At 65.3% G+C, this 23007-nt stretch carries 17 protein-coding genes; 2 read left to right on the top strand and 15 right to left on the bottom strand.

Going from position 1 to position 23007, the window contains the following annotated elements; translation table 11 throughout:
- Positions 1-35: 35 nt before the first annotated feature.
- The 9 genes from F8566_RS43955 to F8566_RS43910 form a co-directional block, all read right to left on the bottom strand.
- Positions 36-698 carry a hypothetical protein gene (locus F8566_RS43955; RefSeq protein WP_151569347.1) on the bottom strand — a complete coding sequence of 221 codons (663 nt, stop codon included), beginning with the start codon at positions 696-698 and terminating at the stop codon, positions 36-38.
- A 1364-nt stretch (positions 699-2062) separates the two neighbouring features.
- Positions 2063-2434: a very short patch repair endonuclease gene (locus F8566_RS43945; RefSeq protein ID WP_151569416.1), complete on the bottom strand. Its 372-nt coding sequence runs from the start codon at positions 2432-2434 to the stop codon at positions 2063-2065.
- Between the two features lie 98 nt (positions 2435-2532).
- Positions 2533-3657, bottom strand: a complete 1125-nt coding sequence (locus F8566_RS43940; RefSeq protein WP_151569343.1) for a DNA cytosine methyltransferase — start codon at positions 3655-3657, stop codon at positions 2533-2535.
- 351 nt (positions 3658-4008) lie between these two features.
- Entirely contained in the window at positions 4009-5352 is a 1344-nt protein-coding gene (locus tag F8566_RS43935; protein WP_225994066.1) for a tyrosine-type recombinase/integrase, read from the bottom strand.
- Positions 5353-5897: 545 nt separating this feature from the next.
- Positions 5898-8516: a tetratricopeptide repeat protein gene (locus tag F8566_RS43930; RefSeq protein ID WP_151569339.1), complete on the bottom strand. Its 2619-nt coding sequence runs from the start codon at positions 8514-8516 to the stop codon at positions 5898-5900.
- Positions 8517-8585: 69 nt separating this feature from the next.
- Positions 8586-9530 carry a phosphotransferase gene (locus F8566_RS43925; RefSeq protein WP_192810180.1) on the bottom strand — a complete coding sequence of 315 codons (945 nt, stop codon included), beginning with the start codon at positions 9528-9530 and terminating at the stop codon, positions 8586-8588.
- A 978-nt stretch (positions 9531-10508) separates the two neighbouring features.
- Positions 10509-11954, bottom strand: a complete 1446-nt coding sequence (locus F8566_RS43920; protein WP_151569335.1) for an aldehyde dehydrogenase — start codon at positions 11952-11954, stop codon at positions 10509-10511.
- A gap of 411 nt (positions 11955-12365) precedes the next feature.
- Positions 12366-13469, bottom strand: coding sequence for an NAD(P)-dependent alcohol dehydrogenase (locus tag F8566_RS43915; protein WP_151569333.1), 1104 nt, complete (start codon positions 13467-13469; stop codon positions 12366-12368).
- A 138-nt stretch (positions 13470-13607) separates the two neighbouring features.
- A complete protein-coding gene (locus tag F8566_RS43910) occupies positions 13608-15257 on the bottom strand; it encodes a sigma-54-dependent Fis family transcriptional regulator (protein WP_151569331.1) in 1650 nt (549 codons plus the stop codon).
- Positions 15258-15697: 440 nt separating this feature from the next.
- On the opposite strand from F8566_RS43910, the gene F8566_RS43905 reads away from it, so the two are divergent.
- A complete protein-coding gene (locus F8566_RS43905; RefSeq protein WP_151569329.1) occupies positions 15698-16207 on the top strand; it encodes a nuclear transport factor 2 family protein in 510 nt (169 codons plus the stop codon).
- A 125-nt stretch (positions 16208-16332) separates the two neighbouring features.
- On the opposite strand, the gene F8566_RS50555 is transcribed toward F8566_RS43905, so the two are convergent.
- Both F8566_RS50555 and F8566_RS43895 read right to left on the bottom strand, forming a co-directional pair.
- On the bottom strand, positions 16333-17283 hold the full coding sequence (locus F8566_RS50555; protein WP_192810179.1) for a peptidase inhibitor family I36 protein: 951 nt from the start codon (positions 17281-17283) through the stop codon (positions 16333-16335).
- Positions 17284-17318: 35 nt separating this feature from the next.
- A complete protein-coding gene (locus F8566_RS43895) occupies positions 17319-18206 on the bottom strand; it encodes a peptidase inhibitor family I36 protein (RefSeq protein WP_151569327.1) in 888 nt (295 codons plus the stop codon).
- A 1103-nt stretch (positions 18207-19309) separates the two neighbouring features.
- Between F8566_RS43895 and F8566_RS43890 the strand changes: the two genes are divergently transcribed.
- Positions 19310-19492, top strand: coding sequence for a hypothetical protein (locus F8566_RS43890; RefSeq protein WP_151569325.1), 183 nt, complete (start codon positions 19310-19312; stop codon positions 19490-19492).
- Positions 19493-19538: 46 nt separating this feature from the next.
- Here the strand turns inward: F8566_RS43890 and lepB are convergent, their stop codons facing one another.
- From lepB to F8566_RS50550, 4 genes are read right to left on the bottom strand one after another with little or no spacing between them, the layout of a single operon-like run.
- Complete coding sequence (gene lepB, locus F8566_RS43885; protein WP_151569323.1) at positions 19539-20021, bottom strand: signal peptidase I; 483 nt, start codon at positions 20019-20021, stop codon at positions 19539-19541.
- Complete coding sequence (locus tag F8566_RS43880) at positions 20018-21892, bottom strand: ABC transporter ATP-binding protein (protein WP_225994065.1); 1875 nt, start codon at positions 21890-21892, stop codon at positions 20018-20020. Before F8566_RS43880 ends, lepB begins: the two co-directional genes overlap by 4 nt.
- On the bottom strand, positions 21849-22283 hold the full coding sequence (locus F8566_RS43875; RefSeq protein ID WP_192810178.1) for a TlpA disulfide reductase family protein: 435 nt from the start codon (positions 22281-22283) through the stop codon (positions 21849-21851). The genes F8566_RS43880 and F8566_RS43875 overlap by 44 nt, the downstream gene beginning before the upstream one ends.
- Positions 22255-22974 (bottom strand): MauE/DoxX family redox-associated membrane protein, encoded by a 720-nt coding sequence (locus F8566_RS50550; RefSeq protein ID WP_192810177.1) that lies wholly within the window; start codon positions 22972-22974, stop codon positions 22255-22257. The genes F8566_RS43875 and F8566_RS50550 overlap by 29 nt, the downstream gene beginning before the upstream one ends.
- Between the last annotated feature and the right edge of the window lie 33 nt (positions 22975-23007).

The raw sequence follows: 23007 nt of genomic DNA, 5'->3' as shown, positions 1-23007 counted from the left end.
CAGCCGGGGTCCAAAGGCGCGAACCGGCCAGTTCGTCATGACTCCAGGTTCGCCAACCGGTAGTGGCCGGGCGGAATCTCCCCCGGGGCGTCGTCGTGCGACTCGATCAGCCACCCCTCATCGACCAGTTCGCGCAGCTCTTGGCGCCATGTCGGAACCTTGGCGACCCGTTCGAGCTGCTGCGGGCTCGCTGGCCAGGGGCTGATGTGGAGGAGGTATTCGATCAACCTCTCGGCCGGGCTCGTCCCACCGATTGACCCGATGGTCCTTTCGCTCGAGGCAACAGCCTCCTCCAGGTAGGGGGCATTGAGCCGGTACGGCGCGTCGGCGCCCGCACGGACGGTGTCGATGTCCCAACCGACCTGACGAAGTTCGCGGATACGTCGGGCCCATGCCCGGATGGCCGCAACACCCTCCAGCTGATGGGGCGAGACCTCTTCCCCAGGATGACTGCGGAAGTAAAGGAGCAGCGCCGTTCGGGCTCCGCCGACGACGTCGTGGCGGACCTCGGCAAGAGCCTCTCGCGACTCGGCAAGATGCGTGCCGACCTCGGCCGCGGTCTCCAGCCACTCCTGAGCCCTCAGATTCTCACGCGGCGTGGCCTGCACGATGGCCAGCGCGTCCTTGAGCGACTGTTCAAGCTTCTCCAGTTGCTCCCGATGGAGACGCCCATCACTCTCGGCCGAGTGAACGTTCATAGAGCCGCCAACGCCTTCCTCTGTGCCCTGTAGTGGCGAGGGAGGGTCGTCTTTTCGGCACGCTGACGCAGAGCCCAAGCCCAGTCATCGAATGACTCGGTCAGCACCCTGAAGAGACCATCCAGTTGTTACAGGTCCCAGACCATCAGGCTAAAAGCTCATCCAGGCGAGGTTCCGGGACGACTCGATGCTTTCCGAGCCGCCCTCGCGGAGATTATGCGGTCCGCAGCAAGGATGTCAACAGCGGGTCATCTACGCCAAGGACGTAAGGGGTGAATGCAGATTAACCATTACTTTACCCCAACGCGGTAAGGGTGACGATCGCCGCGAAGAGGCATATTTCACGCGGATTTGCCCCGACCGCTTGCGCCTAACGGGGACGATCGGTAGAAACTCCGTTATGCCCGGCTCGTCTGGGCGTTGGAGTGGCTCGCTTACGAGGGGTCACTCATGTGCATGCCGGGGATACCTGGTCGGGCTCGGGCCATCAGGCTCAAGCCGAGGGCATCCTCGACGCCAAAGGTACGGATCCGTGTTCTTGGAGTTAGGGGAAGGGGTGGAGGAGGACCATGAGTACACCGTCAGCAGGGCCCGAACAGGGCCGAGACCCCCCACCGAGAAGAAAAGCGACCATCAGGCGAACGGCTTCCGAATCCATTGCAGGCCGGGCCTGTTCACCGGTTGTGTGCTACTTGAGGTGCCTGGTTCCTTGCAGACGTGTATACCTCTTTCACTGTGCGTGTGGCCTTTCATCTTTCCGGCGGAGGCGTGCAGCAATACGCGAGATACCACGAGCGAGGCCGGAAAAGTGGTCGTGGAGTTCTGGCCGCTTACTGACGCGCCGTCGCAACAAAAGGCCTCATGCGCAATAGCTGTTCATCGCCCGCAGCACCATCGACCCTTCGAAGGCCACGAAGGGCGAGAAGAACTCGCCAGGATCGTTCTCCGGGACGGTTGGCGCCGTAGCCCCACATCCCTCAGAAGGAGCATGCACCGCCGTGATCACGCCTACCGCCCCACAAGGGCCTGGAGAGCAGCCCCCGGACGGAGAGTATGAGAGCGCGCACGCCGAGATAGCGCTCGGTCTCTCTCCCGATACGGGCGAGATTCAGAGTATGGCCAAGGCCAGGATCGGAGCCGTCGTTCTGGTAGGCGTCGGTGGCCCGGCTAGCACCCTCGCGCTGGCTCGACACGCAGGCCTCGACCCGAACTGGACCGGCTTTCTGGTCCTCGTGTACTTGATACTCGCCGGCTGGCTTGCCTTCAAGCATCGCAAGCAGTAAGTGAGCAGTAGGGAGGCCCCGGTCCGGGACGGCCGGGGCTTTCCGCTTCCTGGCTATCAGACGGACCGTCACCTCGCGCCGTCACCTCGCGCGTACGATCGATTCGACTTTGAGTGCCGCTTCCCTGGGGTCCTCGTGTTCCCAAACCCTCACGGCCATCCAACCTGCGGCCTCAAGCAAGGCATCGGTCTCCCGATCACGAGCGCGGTTCTTTTCGACCTTGTCGGCCCAGTAAGCGGCGTTGGTAGCCGCCTTAGTGTGATGATCCGGACAACCGTGCCAGTAGCATCCGTCAAGGAAGACCGCCACTTTGGCGCGTGTGAAAACCAAATCTGCCGTACGTCTCACACCCGGGAGCGGGCGTACCGAGACTCGGTATCGAAGTCCCAAAGCATGCACAGCACGCCTGAGCGCCAGTTCCGGCTTGGTGTCGCGGCCTCTGTTAGCCTTCATGCTCCTGCGGACGCCGGGACTTGAGGCGACGGTCGGCCGCACAATCATCATGGATCCCACCGTAGGGCCATCCAGCGAGGCATGCCTAGGCGAACCGGCTAAACCGCACAGCGAGCACCGGAGCCGTTAGGACAGACGACTTCTTTGGCGGTCACGTCATCTCTACCGCCCGGAGCCGGCGTTGTTGTGCTTCTCCAGGTCTCGAGCTTCTTGAGCATCTCATCGGTAGGCGGCGACCAGCCGAATGCCGCACAAAGAACGTGCATCGCCAGACGAGGGGGCACAGCGTTCCCGATCTGCTGACCCACGTCCTTCCCTGACCAGGGGTAGTCCCGCGGGAAGGTCTGTAGCTGGCCGGCTTCCGAGTAGGTGAAGCGAGGCAGCTCCTCTTCATCATCGGAGACGACGCGGTTACGGAAGATCTTTCCGGTCACGGTGGCCGAGGGCTCGTTGTGGGCTCGACGGCCACGATCCTTCGGGTCACCCCCGGTGCCGTAGTTCGAAATCACGGAGAACCGGTAGGGACGATCGAGCGCGTCCTCCATCGTCACCCACGGCTCTAGGCTTGGATTGCCCTCATCCCGCGGCACGCCCTTGCGATAGGTCCGGTGAGTGGGGCTGGGGAGGCTGACCGACTCAGCACCCAAGCGCGCGATGAGGACGGCCCGCTTGCGGGTTTGCGGGACGCCGTACACCTCCGTGCTCAATACATCGCAATCAACGGCGTAACCCTCGCCCTGCAATGCCTTCGCGTAGGCCTCCCATACGGGCAGGACCGCCGGAACCTGCTCGAGAACGATGGCATCGTAGGGGATCTTCCACAGGTCGATCGCCTCAAGCGCCCAGCGCAGCGGCTCGAGAACCAGGCCGGTCCGCTCGTCACTCAGATTGTTGAGATCTTTCGCGATCACATCGCGATCTTCTCGATTCACCATTCGCTCGACGAAGCTCAAGACGTCCTCAAGAGCCTTGCGACCAACACCCGTGCCGGCGACGGTGAACGTCTGACAAGGGGGGCCGCCGGCCAGCACGTTCGCATCGGGGAAGTCGGTAGGCCCGTAGCCGCGCACGTCATCTTCAATGGTCTGTAGGCCAGCCTCACGTCGTGTCTCACAGGCGGAGGCCTCCCATTCGAGGCCGACGGTCGGGACATCAAGCTTCTCCGCCGCCACATCAAGTCCACCGGGGCCAGCGAACAAGTCCACGATCTTGCGGGGTTGCACTTGATCTCCATGTATGTCGTTCGTTCCTGATTCCGCCGCAGGTTCCTTACGAGATCATCCACGTTAGCCAACGGCAGCGCCAGCAGCTACGCAGCGTATCGTGCGCCACCGACGGCGTCCTGTGCACTCGCGACTTCTCATCACCCCACGTCACAGCAATTGGTGGCGGGTGTGGCTATGAGGGTGAGGGGCCAGGCAGCCGTCGATCGTGTCGGTGTGGTGCTGGATCACTCGCCGGGCACATGGAAGGCCTCGTCATCTTCAAGGCCGACGCTGGATTGTTGTCGGCAAGCTTTGGACGAGCCCCCGAAGGGCCGGGTTCTCCGGTCCTTCGGGGACTGGGCCAGTCGGCTATCGGGTGGTTGAGCGGTTGCGAGTTCTGGCGAGGGCTTCTAGGGCTGTTTCGTCGGCGTCGGGGAGGGTGTGTAGGTAGCGCTCTGTGGTGGAGATGGAGGCGTGGCCGAGGCGTTCTTTGACGACCTGGAGGTCGGCGCCGCCGTTGAGGAGCCAGGAGGCGTGGGCGTGGCGTAGGTCGCGCATGGTGGGTCTGGAGTTGAGGCCGGCGGCGGCCAGGGCGGGGTACCAGATCTTGCGGCGGAACCAGTCGTTGGGGATGTGGCCGTCGGTCTCTCGGACGCGGCGGGGGCGAGGGTTGTCCTTGCCCTCCGCTCGGCGGGCGGCTCGGTAGAGGGTGCAGGCGGCTCGGCAGTAGTCGCAGCGGCACCGGCCGGCGGTGTACGCGCTGAGGGTGCCGTGGTTGTAGGTGCGGCCCTTCTCGTTTGGTTCCGTGCGGCCGAGGGTGGCTGGGTCTGGGATCTCGGTGATGCGGGCTCGGGGCTTGTCTTGGGGTGGCATCTGGAAGAGGAGGTCGTCTCGGGTGAGGTTCGCCGAGCTGATGTGGGCTTCGAGTTTCTCGGTGATCTGGATGCTGAGTTTGAAGCGGCGGTACTCCTTGTCCTTCGGGTAGTCCTTGACGAGAAAGTGGCGGCCTTCTGGGTGGAACTTCGGGTTCAGCTCGACGACCGTGCGGCTGACGGTGAGGATGCGGGTTCTGAGGTTGAGGTCCTTCACGCGGAGCTCGCTGAGCTCGCCCCAGCGAAGGCCGCTGTCGATCTCGGTTTCGGCGAGGAGCCGGAAGGTTCCCTCGGGGAGTGCGTGGTAGACGTCGTCGAACTGCTCGGGCGTGATGATTTCGAGGGGCTTGCGGACGACCGGGGGCGTGCGTACTCCGCGGCAGGGGTGGATGAAGGTGACCTGGTCGTCCATCGCCGTGGTGAAGATGGCGCTGAGGATGATCTTTTGGTAGCGGATGGTCACCGGCTTCATGCCCTGGTTCTTGAGGGCCGTGATCCAAGCGCGGACGTGCTCGGGGAGGATGTCGATCATCCGCATCGAGCCGAACGTCGGCATGATGTTCCTGTAGATCGCGTACGTGTAGGCCTCACGGGCGGTGGCCTCGATCTGATGGTTCGGGAGCCAGGTCTGCTCGACGTAGTCCTTGAAGTGTTGTCTTCCGCGGCCGGGGTCTCCCGTTCGGCCTCTGGCGACCTCGACCTCTTGTCGTTGCCATGCTTTGTCGGCGTCCTTTTTGTTGGAGTATGTACCGGCTGACCGCATTCGACCTTTGATGTCGAGGTAGCAGGCCGTGTAGCGGTAATTTCCGTTGTTGCCCTTGCGCTTTTTCGCGTATCCCACGGCGCGATCCTCCATGATCATCCGTCCGTGATTTGTCCGTGGACGGTGGCGGACGGGCCATCCTTGTCCGTGAATGACTGACAGCGGATTAGGCTGACTACCTGGGATTTTAACGCGGATCGCCTTTACCTGCATGTCCCCGAATGGACATGATTTGCGGTTCGGGACGAAGGGGTCGTGGGTTCAAATCCCCGCCACCCCGACAGGTTGCAGAAAGTCAAAGGCCTTTTCGCAGTACAGGGAAACCGCCTTTTGATCGTTTGGCCCTCATTCGCCCTTAGACTGAACGAGAGCAAGCGTCACCGATCTTGCCCGGACGGCACAAGCCGGTCCCTTGGTCAGCGATCGAGAAGACGTCCCCTGATCAGCGCCATGAACGGCAGACGGTGGGGAACGTAAAGGGCACCGCTCGGGTGTCACATCGAACGCCCCGGCAAGCCGGTTGGACGTCATGGCCGCTTTCGATCAAGGGAAGCGGCCGTCTGCGAACCGGATAAGTCAGCCGAGGAAGCTAGAGCGGCCCCTCAGGACTCCATTGCCGGAGACTAAGCCCTCTCTTCGGATATTTCGAATTCGATGTACATGGCGGAACGGAGCCGCTCAGCGGCAGCCTCGGCCTGATGTCTGCCAGCTTCATCACCTGAGGCGGCGTAGGCCTGAGCCAGGCTCTCGCGAGTACGTAGCTCACCCAACCTGTCGTCACTGGATTCTTGGATATGAAGCGCCTTGCGAAGGTCTGCCAGCGCCACAGTGGGCTCGCCGAGGTGCAGCAAAATCGTGGCTCGGTTATGCAGGCGACGCCCCTGCCCAAAGGAATCTTGCAGAGAACCGCCCACCGAGATCGCTGCCTCAGCGCATCGGAGCGCCTCGTGCAGGTCTCCCATGTCGATATGGATACGCGCAAGACAGTCCAGCGCGCTTGCCTTACCGTAGTGGTCCGCAATCTCTTCGACTATGAGCAGACTCTGATGCGCTGCGCTGAGGGCTTGATCCAGTTGGCCGGTCCAGCGGAGGAGCCGCGCAAGATTCTCCAGGGTCTCCGCCTCACCACGGCGATCACCGACCTCGCGGCGGATCTTCAGCGCCGACATCACATGCTCGAGTGCCTTGTCAGACTTCTGGCATACTCGGTAGATCCGGGAAACGGTGTCGTGGGATTCTCCCTCACCCAAACGGTCTACGATCTTAGTGCGGATTTTCAATGAGGTGAGGGCGTGTTGCTGCGCGCTCCCAAGATGGCCCAACCGACGTAGGCTGCGAGCGATATTGTCCAACGTAGCAGCCTCTCCAAACCGATCTTGGAGCTCCTTTCGGATCGACAGTGCCTCGTAGGCATAATCGCGAGCCTGTGCGTAGCGGCCAAGGCGCCGACGTATGTGCGCGACGAGGTCGAGAGCATCTGCCTCACTCCTCTTGTCTCTAAGCGTCCGGTGGATGCTTAGCGCCTCCATCGCCATCTCCTCAGCGCTCCGCAGGTCGCCCTGGCGCCAGTAAGTCCGGCTCATACAGCAAAGGGTCTGACCCATTCCCACTCGATCGCCGTTCGCGCGGCAGATCTCAAGACTTTGGCTGGCGGATTCAAGCGCCGCTTCATAGTCATGGAGGTCATAATGAACGAGCGCCAAAGTGCGCAATGCCTCCGCATCTCTGTCACGCAAGGTCAGTGATCGGCGGACGTACTGCGCAGCCTTGTCAAAGTCACCCAGTTGAAGATGAGCCTGCGACAGATTGAGCATCATTCGGAAGCGCAGATACTCGTCGCCGAGCCCCTCGGCGACATGAAGCCCCTTTTCGTGGATAGTGATGTCGTCCAGGACATACCGCTTCAGCTGAAGAAATTTATGCAACGTTGCTGCCAACTGACACGCAACTCGCTCCTGCGAAGCGGCGGCAGCCTGATGGAATGCGGCCTGCAAGTTGTGCCGTTCTGTTTCAAACCAATCTGCTGAGTCATCAAGCCCTGCAGCCCGATCCTGCGCAGTAGCCAGGCGATGCAGAAGAAGCCGTCGAACGGCGGCCTGACACACCGCATCATCGTCCTCAGTCAACCGTTCGCGCCCGAAATCATAAATCAGGTCGTGGATCCTAAATCGTCTGGACTCGATCACCTCGATTAGATGCTCCTGCTCAAGAGCTCCGAGCATGTTCTCCGCTTCCGACTCGCTGACTTCCAGCAGGGCCGAGGCACAATCCGAGGTAAAGGTCGGTCCCTCGATCAGGCAAAGCCGTCGGAAGGCTTGACTCAGCGCTGGCGTCAAGTCTCGGTAAGATCGCTCGAAGGCCACTCGTACCGCGTTGTGCGGGTCATCGTCAAGTCTAAGGCGAGACAGGCGATTTCCCTTGCTCAGGCCTCGCACGACCGAGGAAATCGTCTTATCCGGCCGCATGTCGAGGCCGGCAATGGCGATACTCAGGGCCAGCGGAAGAAATGCACAGCGTCCACCGAGGTCCGCGCTGGCTGCTCGCTCGCGATTGACCCTTCGATCACCCAGCGTTGTGCACATCAGGGCATATACTTCGGCTGGTGAGAAAAGCTCGACAGCCATAGGCCTGGCCCCGTCATGAGCTACGAGACCAGTCAGCATCCGCCTACTGGTCACAATCGTGACGCATGATGGATGGCCGGGCAACAGCGGGCGCACCTGGTCAGAACTAGTGGCATTGTCCAGAAGGATCACCATTCTCCGGCCCGCAGTCAGCGAGCGGAACAAGGCTTCCTGCTCAGCCTCATCCGTGGGAACAGCCTTTGGGTCGACGCCAAGAGTACGAAGCAGTTGCCCCAAAGCCGAACCTGAGGTTAACGGGGAGCTCTCGTAATAGCCCCTGAGGTTCAGAAACAGATGCCCTTCAGAGAAGGTCAGCTTCAGCCTGTGCGCCCAGTGCACGGCAAGTGATGTCTTACCGACCCCGGGCATGCCGTGCAGTGCCACGACGAGACCAACACCGATCTGTCGCGACTCCTCCAGTAAGCACTCCAATCTCTCCAGGAGGCCTGTCCTGCCGACAAAGTTCGGATCGGCGTGCGGCAACTGCTCTGGCCGTATCAGCTTGGCCGCCGGGGCAACGACGATCTTGTCTCCCTGGACAGCATCCCCGCCGAACCCGATGGATCCGCTGAAGGTCGCCCCCATACCTGAAGGCGGGGTCGGGTAGCTGCTTCCCACGGTCGTCTCCACGTCATGGCTCTCACAGGCAGCCCCACCCAGTAGCGGTATGCCCGGGTATCGGTGTCGCTAACCGATCAGGGCAGGCTCGTCTGACAGTCGCCGCAAGAGGTTGATCCGCTCGGCCGTATGAGTGCTTTTCAATAGCAGCCGCTTGACGACGACGAACCGAAGCCACCAGCCGAGTACGTCATCGCGCAGGTCCGGACGAGATCTGGCATCGAGGTAGTCATCGACGAACTGAACAGCAAGCGAGAGCATCGCACTCCCCCATAGCCCTTGGCGGCCGCCGAACTGCAGGGCCCCATAGGCAACGTCATACAACTGATGGTCGTCGTATGCCCGATCCCAGTCGATGATCTCAACAATGCGGCCGTTGCGAACCAGCAGGTTCTCCGGTCGGTAGTCATGATGAGTCATTCCGTACAGGCCGTCGGATCGACCGAGAACCAGGTCAGCCTCATCCATCAATGCCTCGACGCTGACCGCCAGCAATCGCCGATCCGAAGGCTCGAGTCCTGCATCGTCGAACGCGTCGAACAATTCACCGAGACTGCGGACAAACCCGCGCGCAGATCGATGATACGGCGCCAGGAGATCGGGCTCGAAGTACGGCGTGCACATGCCTGGCTCATCCATGGCCAGGTGAATCTTGGCCAGCGCCCGTGCCGAGGCGCCGGCCAAGGCCGAGCAGGCCCAGAACTGTACCGGCTCATGATGGTTGAAGCGGCGCATGAACCAAAAGTGGTCCTCATCGATGACATAGCAGTCTCCGCCCCTCGTCCGGATGGGGGGCCTAACGCTATCCACACCGCGTCCTCGGAGCTCAAACAGCACGTTGAACTGCAGCTCGAACGGTGGACGGGAGCTGTCCTTGCGAACCTTCGACAGCACCAAACACCCCTGACCCGCAGCCCGCAAGAAATAGTGCCGACTGTGATGATCGCGGAACTCGCAGTGCGCGCCACTCACGCCGTAATGGATCGCGGCCACAGCACGCCAGTCATCACCCAAGGAGTCCTGCCGGAGGAGTCGGGGCTGCCGATCCCTCGGCGGCCATCCACAATGTGAAGGCAGTCTCCCGGGTCAGCCAAGGGACCGTACGGGGTTTGAGTCGATTAGAGGTAATCCTGTGGCCAGTAAACTCCACATGACAGCCAAGCCTCATGGGGAACTTTGGAATCATCGGCCTAACGCGGCACAGATCGGTCATCGAGTTCCCACGTCCATGTCTGAAGGCGCACCCCCTGGCCACCCACACGATCAGCCGGGTGCACGGCGGAGAGTGCGGACTCAGCATTAACTTGAGCCAGCACCACGGACGAGCAAGTGAAGGTTCCCGTAGCACGGCCACTGATGTTGCCCCGGTTTTCACGGACTCGTGGATGTGGAACGGGGGAAGCTCGCCGGAGCCGCTCACTTGGCGAAGCTTGCAACGCGTGGCGTGAAAGATGAGCTCGTGTTGTGCTTGATCGTTTTACCTGATGCGGCCCGGGTATGCCTGGGCGAGCTCTTTGAGGGCTTTGGGCGGCCGTAGGTTTGTGCCCTCGATGAGGCCCGGTGCGGACGCCGTGGCGTCGGCTCGAGCGGCGCGTTCACGGGCGCGTCTGTCCTCGAAGTTGGTGATGGCCTGTCACAACCGATTGACCGCGGCGTCATCGCTGGGAAGTGCCCGCGGGCCTGGCAGGGACCGGCCTTCAATAACCTGCGCTGTGATCACAAATCTGGCATGGGACACTGCCAGACACTGACGTCCCAGAGCTCCTATGTCCCAAGACGTACGTTTCCTATGTCCTGCGCGAACGCACCGCCACCCCGACATGGAAGTACCAGTCAGGTGCCTGATCAAGGGAGTGGATCAGGCACCTGACGGGTCTCTGGAGGCCGTTTGGCCGCGAAGGTGGTCTGCTCGGCCAGCGGCCTCACGCGGCTCGGGATCACCCCGGCACTGCGGCGGTTTGCGGCTTGGTGCCGGGGTGACGGGCAGGCGGGTCACAGGTAGATGGTCTGGGTCTGCTGGTAGCCAGCCAGGCCCTCTGGGCCCAGCTCGCGGCCTAGGCCGCTTGCCTTGACGCCGCCGAAGGGGGCGGCTGGGTCGGGGATGTAGCGGTTGACGCCGATGGTGCCGGTGCGGACCCGGTGGGCGACGGCCGCGCCGCGGTCGGGGTCGGACGTCCACACCGTGCCGCCGAGGCCGAAGTCGGAGTCGTTGGCGAGGCGGACGGCGTGGTCCATGTCGTCGTACGGGATGAGGGACAGGACCGGGCCGAAGATCTCCTCCTGGGCGATGACAGAGGAGTTGTCGACATCGGCGAAGACCGTCGGCTGTACGAACCAGCCCCGGTCTAGGCCCTCAGGGCGGCTCCCACCGGTGGTGAGGCGGGCACCCTCGGCGCGTCCCTTGGCGAGGTACGACTCCACGCGCTCGCGCTGGCGGGCGGTGGCCATCGGGCCGATCTGCGTCGCGGGGTCGCTCGCGTCGCCGACGGTGAGGGAGCCGGCGAATGCGGTGAAGGCGTCGACGACCTCGGTGTACCGGCTGCGGGGGGCGAGGACGCGGGTGCCGAGGAAGCACGTCTGGCCGTTGTTGAGGAGGGTGGAGGTGAACAGGCCCTCGCCGATCTTCGACAGGTCCAGGTCGGCGTCGTCGAGGACGATCGCAGCCGACTTGCCGCCCAGTTCGAGGGTGACCGGGCGCAGCAGCCGGCCGCAGGTCTCGCCGATGGCCCGGCCGGCGGCCGTGGAGCCGGTGAAGGCGACCTTGTCGACGGCCGGGTGGGAAACCAGGTAGGCGCCGACCTCGCGGCCGGCCGGGACGATGTTGATCACGCCGGCCGGGACTCCGGCCTCCTCGATGGCCTCGGCCAGCAGGTAGGAGTCCAGCACGGTCTCCGGGGACGGCTTGATCACCAGGGTGCAGCCGGTCGCCATCGCGGGGGCGATCTTGAACATGGTCAGGGCTTGCGGGAAGTTCCACGGCACGATCGCGGCGACCACGCCCACCGGTACTTTTCGGACCTCGATCGAACCGCCGAACAGCCCGTCTCGCGTCTCCGTCACCGCCAGCCCGCGGGCCTGCGCCACGTAGAAGCGCAGCACGGCGCTCGGGTATCCGGCCTCCAGCTGGCGGGCGACGGCTACGGGCATCCCGTTCTGGGCGCTGACCCGTTCGACGAAGCCGTCGGCCCGCTTGTCGATGGCGTCGGCGAGGCGCTCCATCACCTCGGCCCGCCGCGCGGGTTCCCAGCTTGCCCAGCCGGTCGGGTCGTCGAAGGCGGCGCGGGCGGCGGCGACCGCGCGATCGATGTCGGACTCGGTGCCCTCGGGCACATGCCCGAGGGGCTCCTCCGTGCTGGCGTTGACGGGGTTGATCGTCCGGGCGGAGGTGGGGCGGACCCATTCACCGCCGATGTAGAAGGTGTCGTAGCGCAGGTTCACTGGTCGGCTCCTAGAGGGCTCGGGCGGGTGGTGACGCGGCACACGGCCGCTGCTGAGGCGTTCGGCGGGTCGACATGGAGGAGGTGTGGCCGGCTCCGGGGATCACCTCGCTGCGGATCGCGCGGGCATGGCGCGCACCAACCGCCGGTGCAGGGTGCGGCGGGAGGGGTGACTGTTCTCGCCGATCAGGGATGTGATTGGTGCGCGGATCACCCGTCTGTTCGGTGCGCAGATCACACGCCTGAGCGGTGCGTGGATCGCCCGCCTGATCGGTGCGCGGATCATCCGTCTTAGTGGTGCGCGGATCCGCGGATCTGGTGCGTCGGCAGGTGCTCGGACATCACGCTGTCGGGGGGCGGTTCCAGCTCCGCCAGGGCGCCCTCGTACGAGAGGAACATCGCTGTCCGCCGCTCAGGCGAAGGTGAGGACGGGCTTGAGCGTGGTGCCCTTTTCGGAGTCCTCAACGGCCTGGTTGATGTCCTCGAAGGCGTACGTCTTGATCAGCTTGTCGAAGGGGAAGCGGCCCTGCTGGTACAGGTCGACGAGCTTGGGGATGAACAGCTGCGGCACGCTGTCGCCCTCGACGATGCCGCGCACGCTGCGGCCGAAGAGAAGCGAGGACATGTCGAGGGACACCTCGGTGCCGAGTGCGGCGGCGCCGATCAGTCCGCAGGTGCCGCCCTGGTTGAGGGCGTCCGCCGCCTGTCGCAGCACGGCCGGGACCGCGGTGGTGTCCACCGTGAAGTCGAGGCCGAGGCCGCCGGTGAGGTCTTGGAGAGCGGCCACCGTGTCGCCCGCCGCGCCGTTGATGACGTGGGTGGCGCCGACCTCCTTGGCCAGCTCCAGGCGCTGGTCGTTGAGGTCGACGGCGACGATGGTGGTGCAACCCGCGACGACGGCGCCCATGACGGCGCTCAGGCCGACCGATCCCGCGCCGAAGATGGCGATGCTGCTGCCCGCCGGGGCCTTGAGCGAGTTGAGGACGGCGCCCGCGCCGGTCTGGATGCCGCAGCCGAGCGGGCCGAGCAGTTCCAGAGGCGCGGCAGGGTCTACTTTGACCACGTTGCGCTCGGAGGCGAGAGCGTAGGTCGCGAAGGCGGACTGGCCGAAGAACACACCGTGCACGCCGTCGCCTGACTCTCGGTGCAGCGGCGTGCTGCCGTCGAGCCGGGAGCCTGCGAAGTTGCATGCGAAGAACTGGTCGCAGTAGGCCGGGCGGCCCTGCAGACACGTGCGGCAGCTCCCGCAGGACTGGAACGTGAGGACGACGTGGTCGCCGGGGGCGGCCAAGGTCACTCCGTCACCGACGGCCTCCACGACACCGGCGCCCTCATGGCCGAGCACGGCGGGCAGGGGAACCGGGTACCACTGGTCGCGGACGATGAGGTCGGTGTGGCACACCCCGGAGCTCACCATCTTGACGACGACCTCGCCGGGGCGCGGATCGTCCAGGCTGAGGGGCGCCAGGGTGAAGGGCGCACCCTCGGTCTCGGTCAGCGCGGCGGTGATCTGCATGTTGCGGCTCCTTTCCGTTGGTGACTCACCGGAAAAGTAAGACCGCGCGTCCCCTCCCAACTGTTCAATTCGTGGACACTTCGAACGGGGCCCGTGTCCGGTCGCCGTGATCCACGAGCCGGACGTCTCTCCGACGGCTCAGGTGGTGATCTGCAGGGTGCGCATGCGGTTGTAGAGAGTGGTGCGGCTGATTCCCAGGCGCTTCGCGGCATGCAGCTTGTTGCCGCCGCACTCGCGCAGCGCGGCCGCGATCGCGTCGTGTTCGGCGCGCTCCAGCGGCGTCATGCTGCGCCGACGTGGGCTGATCCGGTACCCCTCCGGCAGGTCCCAGGGGGTGATGTCGCCCACCGAGCGGTGCCCGGCGACCGCCCGGACGACCGCGTTCAATTCGCTCAGGTTGCCGGGCCACGGGTGGCCTGCGAGGGCCGCCAGCGCGGCCGGCGTGAAGCGCAGCCGGTCGCCGGCTCCCAGGCTGTCGAGCATTGCCCGGACGAGTTCCGGCAGCTCCTCCGTACGTTCCCGCAGCGTCGGCAGATCGATGTGAGCCGGGCAGGCGGCGGCCAGTGCGGCCCCCTGGCCGGTGAGTTCGGCGAGGGGGGCACCGGTCAGGGCGATCCACAGGCCTGGTCGTTCGATGAGCCGGCGGAGGCGGACGGCGCAGGTGTCAGGCAGCAGTTGTACGTCCTCGACGACCAGCAAGGCCGGTTGGTCGTCCGCAGTACTCTCCAGGTCGGCGAGCCAGGCGGTCTCGCCATGTACGGCGACTTCCGACGCTTCCAAGGTGACGATCCGTGTGCGGCCCCCATCCACCAGTGACTGCACCGTCCTGGTGCGGCCTGTTCCGGGTTCCCCGCCGACGTACACGGGCATTCCCGGCACGGGCTCCGTGGTCCGTACGCCGGGACGCCTGGCGGAGCCGACGATCCGGGCCGTCGCGCCCGTCCCGTCCGGCTTGTCGAACTCAAAGAGCACGCCCTCCGCCCCAGGCGCGACCGCCTGGAACCGGACGGAGACTTCTCGCCCAGAGGCAAGCTCGACCGAACGGACCGTGTGGGGCGGCGGCGATCCGATGCCCCGGTGGACGATGCCGACCGCGAGTTCTCGTAGCCGGATGTGATCTACGGGGTCGAGGAGCTCCACAGCGGAGGGATTCGCCAGCACCACGCCCTCGCCGAGCACGAGCACCGGCCGGCTGCGGCCTGCCGCCGCCGCCTGGAAGGCCGCCAGCATCCGCTGTTCGGCGCGCCGCGTGGACTGCAACAGCCGTTCCTCGATGTCGCGGGCCGCGCGTGCGATGAGCGGGGCGAGCAAGGGAGAGTCGTTCCCGGTGTCACAGGTGATGTCGAGGACGCCCACCAGGCGGCGGGTCACCGGGTGGATGATCGGATGCCCGTAGCAGCTGAACCGTTTGAACGGCTCCAGGTAGTGCTCCTCACCATGTACCGCGACACCACGGCGCAGCTCGTGTGCCGTGGCGATCGAGTTCGTCCCCGTGGTCTCCTCCAGGAAGACCCCGCCCGCCACCACTCCGAGCCCCTCCAGCCGGTCGCGCAGCTGCCCGGCTCCGATGGGCATGTCCACGATCCGTGACTCGCGGTCGGTGAACAGTACGCAGAAGCCATCGTCGCCGAGCTGCTCGGCGAGTTCGGCGAGCACGGGCTCGGCGGCCGCCGCCAGACGGCTGCGCCGGTCCACCGCGTCCGGCTCGACGCGCAGGTTGGGAGCCTCGGGGCTGAGCCCGCTCATTTCGGAGCGCCACCAGGAGCGGGCGATCTCCGGACGGAGCATGTCACTGGGCTGCACAGCGACCTCCGGCGAACTACATGCCGCATTCTCGCGGCTTGGCGCTGATGTACGCAGAGTACGGGGATCAGTCGGGCTGGGGAACCCATGTCCGTTTTCCGCTTGAGCCGCGGACAGGTGCGCGATGTGCATGTTCTGCAGGGCCCGAGGTCGCTCGGCGGCGAAATGGCCGCAGGCGATGGTCTTCAGCACGACGTTCGGAATACCCCCGGAAGAGCATGTGCAGGGGGTGGCCGTGCCGCGAGTGGGCGCTGATTGCCCCGCGATCGGCGCGCACGCATGCACGTGCCGCACGGGCATGCACGTGCCGCACGGGCATGCACGTGCCGCACGTGCGGTGCGCCTTGGGTTGCCGCTATCGTTGGCTTAACCAACGTGGGCATGACCAACGCTGGTTCTCGCTGTTTCCAACTCCGAAGGGCCCCATGACCGGCATCTCTCACGACACCGACGTCCATCAGCTCCAGCGGCAGCTTCAAGAGCTGACGGACCGCGTCGAGGTCACTGACCTGATCCGCCGGCTCTACCGGTGGCTGGACGAAGGCATCGGCGACCCACGATCCGTCTTCGCCGATGACGTCGGCGCCGACACACCCGCCGGCCAGGTGCAGGGCATCGACCGCGTGATCGCGCTGGCCACCCGCAACCAAACACCCGACCAGCGCCACCATCACCTGGTCACCAACCCCTTGGTCGAGTTGGACGGCGACCACGCCGTCGTCCACACCAACATGCTGCTCACCATCGCGCCCAGCACTGCCGCGCCCGGAGCGCTCGCACCCGAAGCCACCGCACAGGTTGGTGGACGCTCGCGTTTCGAGGCGACCCGGACGGCCGAGGGCTGGCGGCTGTCCCAGGTCCAGCACCGGCCGATGTGGTTCTCTGGCTCCCTGGACGGCGTCACCGCCAAAGGCGTCGTGAGACGGGAGGAGTGACCCGCCACCCCGACAGATTGAAAGAGCCCCCTTCCGAATTGGAAGGGGGCTCTTTGGCTGCCCGTTCAGCTACGGCGCCCTGTGAGGGAGAGCGAGACGCCGATGAGTCGGACTACCTTTGGTGGTTACGGCCTGATGGTGATGTTCCTGTAGTAGGCCTTGAGGATCCTGGCGTAGCCCCAGCCTGCACGGGCCTTGTCGCGGGAGCCGTACTGCGACATCCAGTCACCGGTGCGCCACGCGCCGCACGCGGTCGTCGTCGCGCAGTACTGGGCCATGAAGATCTTCCCGTTGCGGTTGATCCGCTTGCCCCACGTCGCGTCCACCGCGGCGTTGGTCACGGCCTTCGCGGAGCCGGGCCTGTAGACCTGGCTGTTGGTGTTGTCGTAGACGTCGAAGCACTGGCCCCACGACGTCTTGCGGGTCGAGTGGAGCGCCCACCACCAGGCGTAGCTCTTGACGGCCATCGCCCCGGCCCGCAGGGACTCCCTCGGCCAGCTCGTGATCCACTCGTTGGGCAGGACATTCTTGACGTAGGTCTTGAACGGCACCCGGTCCACGCGCTTGAGACCCACTCGGTACACGAGGATCGAGGAGGGCAGCTTGGTGTTCGTGCCGTCGGTCTTGCACTTGTTCGGCGGCGGGGAACCGATCCTGTGCGAGGCGTTCTGGTTCTTCAGGCCGGCGTTCAGGTTGCCCTTGGCGCCTGCCTTGAAGGACTGGGACCTGCCACGGTAATTGCTGTTGAAGTAGACCGTGACGGTCTTCTTGGTGCGGTTCCAGACCGAGGCGGCGCTGTTCTTGACGCACTTGCCCTTGCCGGCGCCCGCACCCTTGAACTCGTAGCACGAGGGCTGCTTGGCCTTGTAGTCAGGGATCGAGCCGGTGAAGTCCGAGACCGACCCCTTGTTGCCGCTGTTGTAGTAGAGGCAGAACTCCCCGACCTCACACTTGCCGTTGCGGGCCGCCGCCGAAGCGGGCGATACGGTGGCGGTGACGAGGAACGCCCCACCGAGCGCCATCGCGGTGGTCGTCGCGGCGAACCGCGAGAACAGCCTTCCAGTTCGTGTTGACACTGTTGTCCTTTTCTTCTGTTAGAGGCCCGGGTGCGCTATCGGACGTTGTAGCCCTGGGAGTTCCAGAACCGGGTCGGGTTCGGGTTCTCCAGCTTCCAGTCGTTGACGCTCTTGGCTGCGCGCAACTGGCGTCCAGGGCGCATCTCGATGTGGGTGTGCGCGCCCGAGGGGCCCGAGACTCCACGCCATGCCTCGTCGGCGATGATCTGGCCCTTGCTGATCGTCTGACCGACGCGCAGGGAGGCCCGCGGCGCGGAGTGCAGGTAGATCACCGTCTTCTTCAACGAGGCGTTGTAGATGGAGATCGTGGAGAGACCACCGCTGCCGTTACGCCCGCGCGCGATGTAGATGATCTTGCCGGACGTCAGGGCGCGGACATCCGCGCCGATGCCGCGGGCGAAGTCGATGCCTTCGTGCCGGCCGGGGGTGTTCTTGTAGCCGTCGAAGCCGGCGGTGATCCGGCCGGTTTGGGGCCTGTACACCGCGCGCGTCATGTTCGTACGCGATGACGGGGAGAACTGGTGCGAGGCGTTCTGGTTCTTCAGGCCGGAGTTCAGGTTGCCCTTGGCGCCCGCCTTGAAGTCCTGGTACCTGCCGCCGTAGTTGCTGTTGAAGTAGACCCGGACGGTCTTCTTGCTGCGGTTCCACACCGAAGCAGCCTGGTTCTTCACGCACTTGCCCTTGCCGGCACCCGCGCCCTTGAAGTCGAAGCACGAGGGCTGCTTGGCACCGTAGTCGGCGACCGAGCCTGTGAAGTCCGAGACCGATCCCTTGGTGTTGCTGTTGAAGTAAAGGCAGAACTCGCCGGTCTCGCACTTGCCGTTGCGGCTCGCCGCCTGGGCGGGCAATGCGGTCGCGGCGACCGCCCCACCGAGTGCCAACGTGGCGACCGATGCGGTGAGGATCCGGTTGAACGATTTCACGAAGTGCTCCTTCCCCTTCAGAGCTGTGCGCGAAGAAAGTACGGGCTACTGAGGGAGTGTTCGGTGCGCCTTCCAGCCAGGGCTGCAAAACGCAGGTGAGGGGGGTTTGGCCGGGCACATTCGGACCGCCGTTCGCTCCATGACTCGGGTGAACTACTGTGCGAGGTGAACGCACGGGACCCAAGCCGGAACGAAGGTGGCCCGGAGCGGGGAGCGCGACCGGCCGGTTGCTGCACGGCAACGTTGGCACGCACCGTCGTTCCCCCGCCAGAAAACTTCGTCCAAGAGGCGTACAGATCTTGCTGGACAAATAATCCGCAGGTCAGAGGCGTACGGCTGGACGTTCACGAGAATGGGCCGCTTGGCCGGCATCAGCGCCCGTTCGGGCGCGGATGTGAGTGGGAGCGCTCCCCAGGATGCCCCGACATATGTGGTCAGAGCACTGGCCTACACGGCGGCACATGGCCCCGGCCGGTTGCTCGGCCACGTCAGGTCCTGCTTCGAGTGACTGAATACGAAGCGGAATAAGATGCAGCATATCTGCGCTACAACACCGAAGTACAGCAACAAAGCCACATGCGTCCTCATCGACTTTCGGGCGCTCCCCAGCCTGATCCTTGCCCTTCGGACGATGCGCTTTCCGGTGGACGTATAACCGACAGGGGTGGGGCTGGTTCGTTCATGAGTACGTCACTGACTTCAGATAGAAGAATCGCGGCTCTCAGCACTGGAGACGTTTGTGCATCGAGAGCATCGTTTCGCGTCGGGCCGCGAATTGGGGACGGCTGATGTCATGGCACGCGCGTGCCCAGAGCGGGTGCAGGTCAGCGAACCAGTCGTGGTCCTCGTGGGAGGCGTCGTGAGCTCCACCAGGGCGGTCGCCGGGAATCCCGCGTCCAACAGCCGGGCGGCATGGGCGAGGATGTCATCCAACCCGCCACCCGAGTACACGTAGCCGCGGCCTGTGAACGCGTCGGCGGGGCCAGCACCCGATTCCGGCCTCGGCGGGACCAGCACCCCCACTCCGGCCCCGGCGGGCCAGCATCCCGACTCCCGCCCCGGCAGGCCAGCACCCCGACTCCGGCCTCGTCCGCGCTGGGCTCATGTCTTCAACCAGCCAGGTTGGATCGCACGTTCAGGAGCACCGGCGCGGCGCGACCGTCCAGGGTGATGCCGTGCTCAGGGGCGGGGTGGAGATCGAGGTCTGCGGCGAGGCGGGCGATGAGGGCGCGGTCGTCTCGGAGGTTGGCATCGCGGAGGCCGGGCGAGCACGAGCGGCGTGGTGAACGGGACCAGGCCGTCAACCCCATGGCAGGGCCGCAGTCATATCGATCAAGCTTGGGCTCGATGCATTCGGCGTACGACCAAGGCGATGAGGCGGTCGGCCTGGATGTAGCCGTAGTGCCTTGAGTCGTAGGACTCATCGGGGTTGTCTCCCAGAACGACTAGGCAGCCGTCGGGGACTGTGCCGTCTGGCTGAGCGTCGGCCAGTCCATCTGGCTGAGCGTCGGCCAGTCCATCTGGCTGGGTGTCGGCCAGTCCGGCTGGCACTGGGTCACCGGGGGTTGCGGCCACTCTCTTGATCACCCACTCCGGGTTGGACTGGCGGGTCGACCAGTGGGGTGGCGGTTGCTCGACCACCACTACGTCGCCGGTCCGGATCCGGGTGGGCGGGACCCTCCGGACCAGCACGCGGTCGCCGGGGTGGTAGGCGGGCGTCATGCTGAGGCCTCGTACGGTGATCATCAGCAGCCTGCGCCGTGCCCACAGGAGGACGCACGCGCTGGCGGCTGTGAGCGCCAGGAGCGTTCTCATGTTTCTCCCTGGAGCTGGTAGCCCGACGCCTGCAGTGTGAAGAGGCGCGCGTAGAGGCCGTTCGCGTCGAGCAGGTCGGCATGGCGGCCCAGCTCGGCGACCACTCCGTCGCTGAGCACGGCGATGAGGTCCGCGTCGCGGACGGCTCCGAGCCGGTGTGAGATGAGGAGACTGGTCGCTCCGGTCCGCAGTTGGCGCAGGCGGGTGTGTACGTCGTGCTCGGCTTCGGCGTCCAAGCCGGCGCTGGGCTCGTCCAGGATCATCAAGTCCCGGTCCGCACGCAGGAAGGCTCTCGCCAGGGCTAGGCGCTGCCACTGGCCTCCCGAGAGCATCACCCCGGTGCCCGTCTCATGTTTTTCCGACTCGCTGAGGAACATCCGGGTCAGCAGGGTGCCGTATCCGGCGGGGAGGTCGGTCAGCGTTTCGTGGACGCCGGCCCATTTGGCGGCGGTCTCCAGGCGTTCCTGGTCGTCGGCGGCGGCCAGGTCGCCCACGGCGATGTTGTCGGACGCGCTGAAGTCGTAGTTCATGAAGTCCTGGAACACCGCGCTCATACGTTCGCGCAACTCGTCGACGGGCACCTCACGCAGGTCGATCCCGTCCCAGAGGATCGCTCCGCGGGTGGGGTCGTAGAACCGGCACAGGAGTTTGACGAGCGTGCTCTTGCCCGCGCCGTTGTGCCCGACCAGCGCCATGGATCCGCCGCTGGGGATGAACAGGTTCACGCCTCGCAGCACCCATGGGTGCCCGTCGCTGTAGCGGAACCACACGTTGCGGAGCTCGATCCCGTGCTCCAGCGGGGGGAGTACGCGCGGTCGCGCCGGAGGGGGCAGGTCGGGCTCGGCGCGCAGAACCGTCATGTAGTGGCCGAACATGACCAGCTCGTAGCTGGTGTTCGAGATAGCGCCGACCAGCCCGTTGAGCGCGAGCTGGACCCCGGCGATCGAGGCAACGAACATCGACACGTCGCCAACGGTGACCTGGCCGCGACCGGCCGCTGTGATCGCCCAGATCAACCCGCCCGCTGAGAGCAGCGCCGACAAGGCTGAGAGCACGGCGCGTAGCCAGAATTCACGTTTGTCCAGTTGCCGCAAGGCGCGGTTGGCGGTCTGCTGCTCGGCGTTCATCCGGCCGCGCAGGAACCCCGCCAGGCCGAACAGCCTGACCTCTTTGGCCGCATACGTGTTGCTGAGAAGGTCGCTGTAGAACTGCTCCCATCGTTCGGTCGGACCGAGCCTCCACTGCAGCGCCGCCCGCCGCCGCGCCAGCCGTAGCTCCACCACCAGCATCGGCACCGCCGCCAGCAGCATGATCGCGGTGAACGGCAGGCTGATGACGGCCAGCGAGCCGAGGAACCCGGCCACTGTCAGCACCCCCCGGCCGACACCGCAGACCGCGTCGACGATCCGGATCGGTGAGGTGGTGGTCCGCTGGGCGAGTCGCAGCCGGTCGTGGAACGTCGGTTCCTCGAACCGGCTCAGACCTGTGAACCGTTCGACAGCCGTGAACAACTCGTTCTGCGCGGACAGCGAGACCCGCCGGTCGAGCTCGGTGCTCAAGTATTCGCCGAGGTGCGGGCTCAGCGCGCCGACCAGGCCGACCGCCCCGAGCGCCACCGCCAGCCAGACCAGATCCTGGTACGGCCCCGGCCCGGCCAACTCGTCCAGTAGGTACTTCAGCAGCCATGCCAGCAGTACCGGCAGTACGGCGCCGAACACCGTGTTCGCCAGGTATCCCAGCAGATGCAGCGGAGCGGCTCGGTGGACCAGACGGGCCGCTCCGCTGAGCCGCACCAGCGCGTCGGCCAGGTGCCCGGCCGCCGCCGCCCTACGATCCGACAGCAACCGGAAGCCGGGCAAGTTTGCTCTCACTGGCGAGGACCCTGCCGTCGGCGTCCACCAGGCAGAACACCGGGAACACCGCCGCCTTGAAGGCCTTGGACAGCTTCTCGTCGACGTCCACCACCACCGGGACGACCGGATTGAGTGCCGTCACGAACGTCGGCGTCTCCTCCCCTTCTCCGGTCACGACGGCGAGCACCTGCCGGGGTCCGCTCCCCAGATCTCGGGCGTACTCGACGAATTCGGGCAGTGTGTCCAGGCAGGTGTCGCAGCCGGGGCTGAAGAAGGCCACCAGCGTCTCACCCGAAAGCCGGTCACGCGAAACCCGCTCGCCGTCCACGGTCCGGGTGTCGAATGTTCCGATGACCTCGCCGACCGGGACGGTGTCCTGCTCAATGAAGAAGCCGGGGCCGGCTGCCAACAGACGTTCCAGGTGCTGCCCGTGTTCCCGCAGCCGCCGCACCACTCCCAGGGTGAGCAGCAAGTCCAGTAGGCAGAGTGCTGCCACCAGTACCACCGCCATGGTGAGTATGAACATCGTGAGTCCCTTCCTGTGGAGTCAGGGTGGCGCTGCCTGCCCATGGGGTGACGAGATAGATCAGATCGTCCATACGGGCCACCAGCACGGCGACCACCAAACCGACGCCGCCCGCCAGCACCAGCCCGCCGGTGTGCGCGGACCCGAGATCGCGGGGCCCGGCCATGCCCGCCAGGGCGGCGGCGATCAGGAGCGCGTTGCGGAACAGATGGTGTTTGCGCAGCGGCGCGGCGGACGAAGTGCCGAAGCAGCGGCATGAGGCGTTTACGCCACGCTTGAGCGCGGCGGCGATGAACACTCCGAAGCCCAGTAGCAGGACAGCGGCGACACCCAGCCCCAGCCGCACGGTCGCCGCCGGAGCGAGCATCACCGGCACCGAGACCTCGGCGGCCAGCACCGCCACCGAGACCGGCTGGGCGGCTTTTCTGCTTACTTTTCTGGGCAGGAGCGCGGCCAGAAGCGTCCGCGTAGCCCGGGTGAATTCCCGGAACGAGGCGTTACCTGTCTTCCCGGCCACCGAGGCGATGAAGACTGCGCCGATCAGACAGCGGCAGCCGAAATACACATAGTCCATGGCACATGACTCCTGCCCGGTCAGTGTGACCGC

The organism is Actinomadura rudentiformis, assembly GCF_008923185.1.
Classification (GTDB): Bacteria; Actinomycetota; Actinomycetes; order Streptosporangiales; family Streptosporangiaceae; genus Spirillospora; species Spirillospora rudentiformis.
The sequence above is the reverse complement of the archived record's forward strand: the minus strand, read 5'-3'. Positions and strand labels throughout refer to the sequence as shown.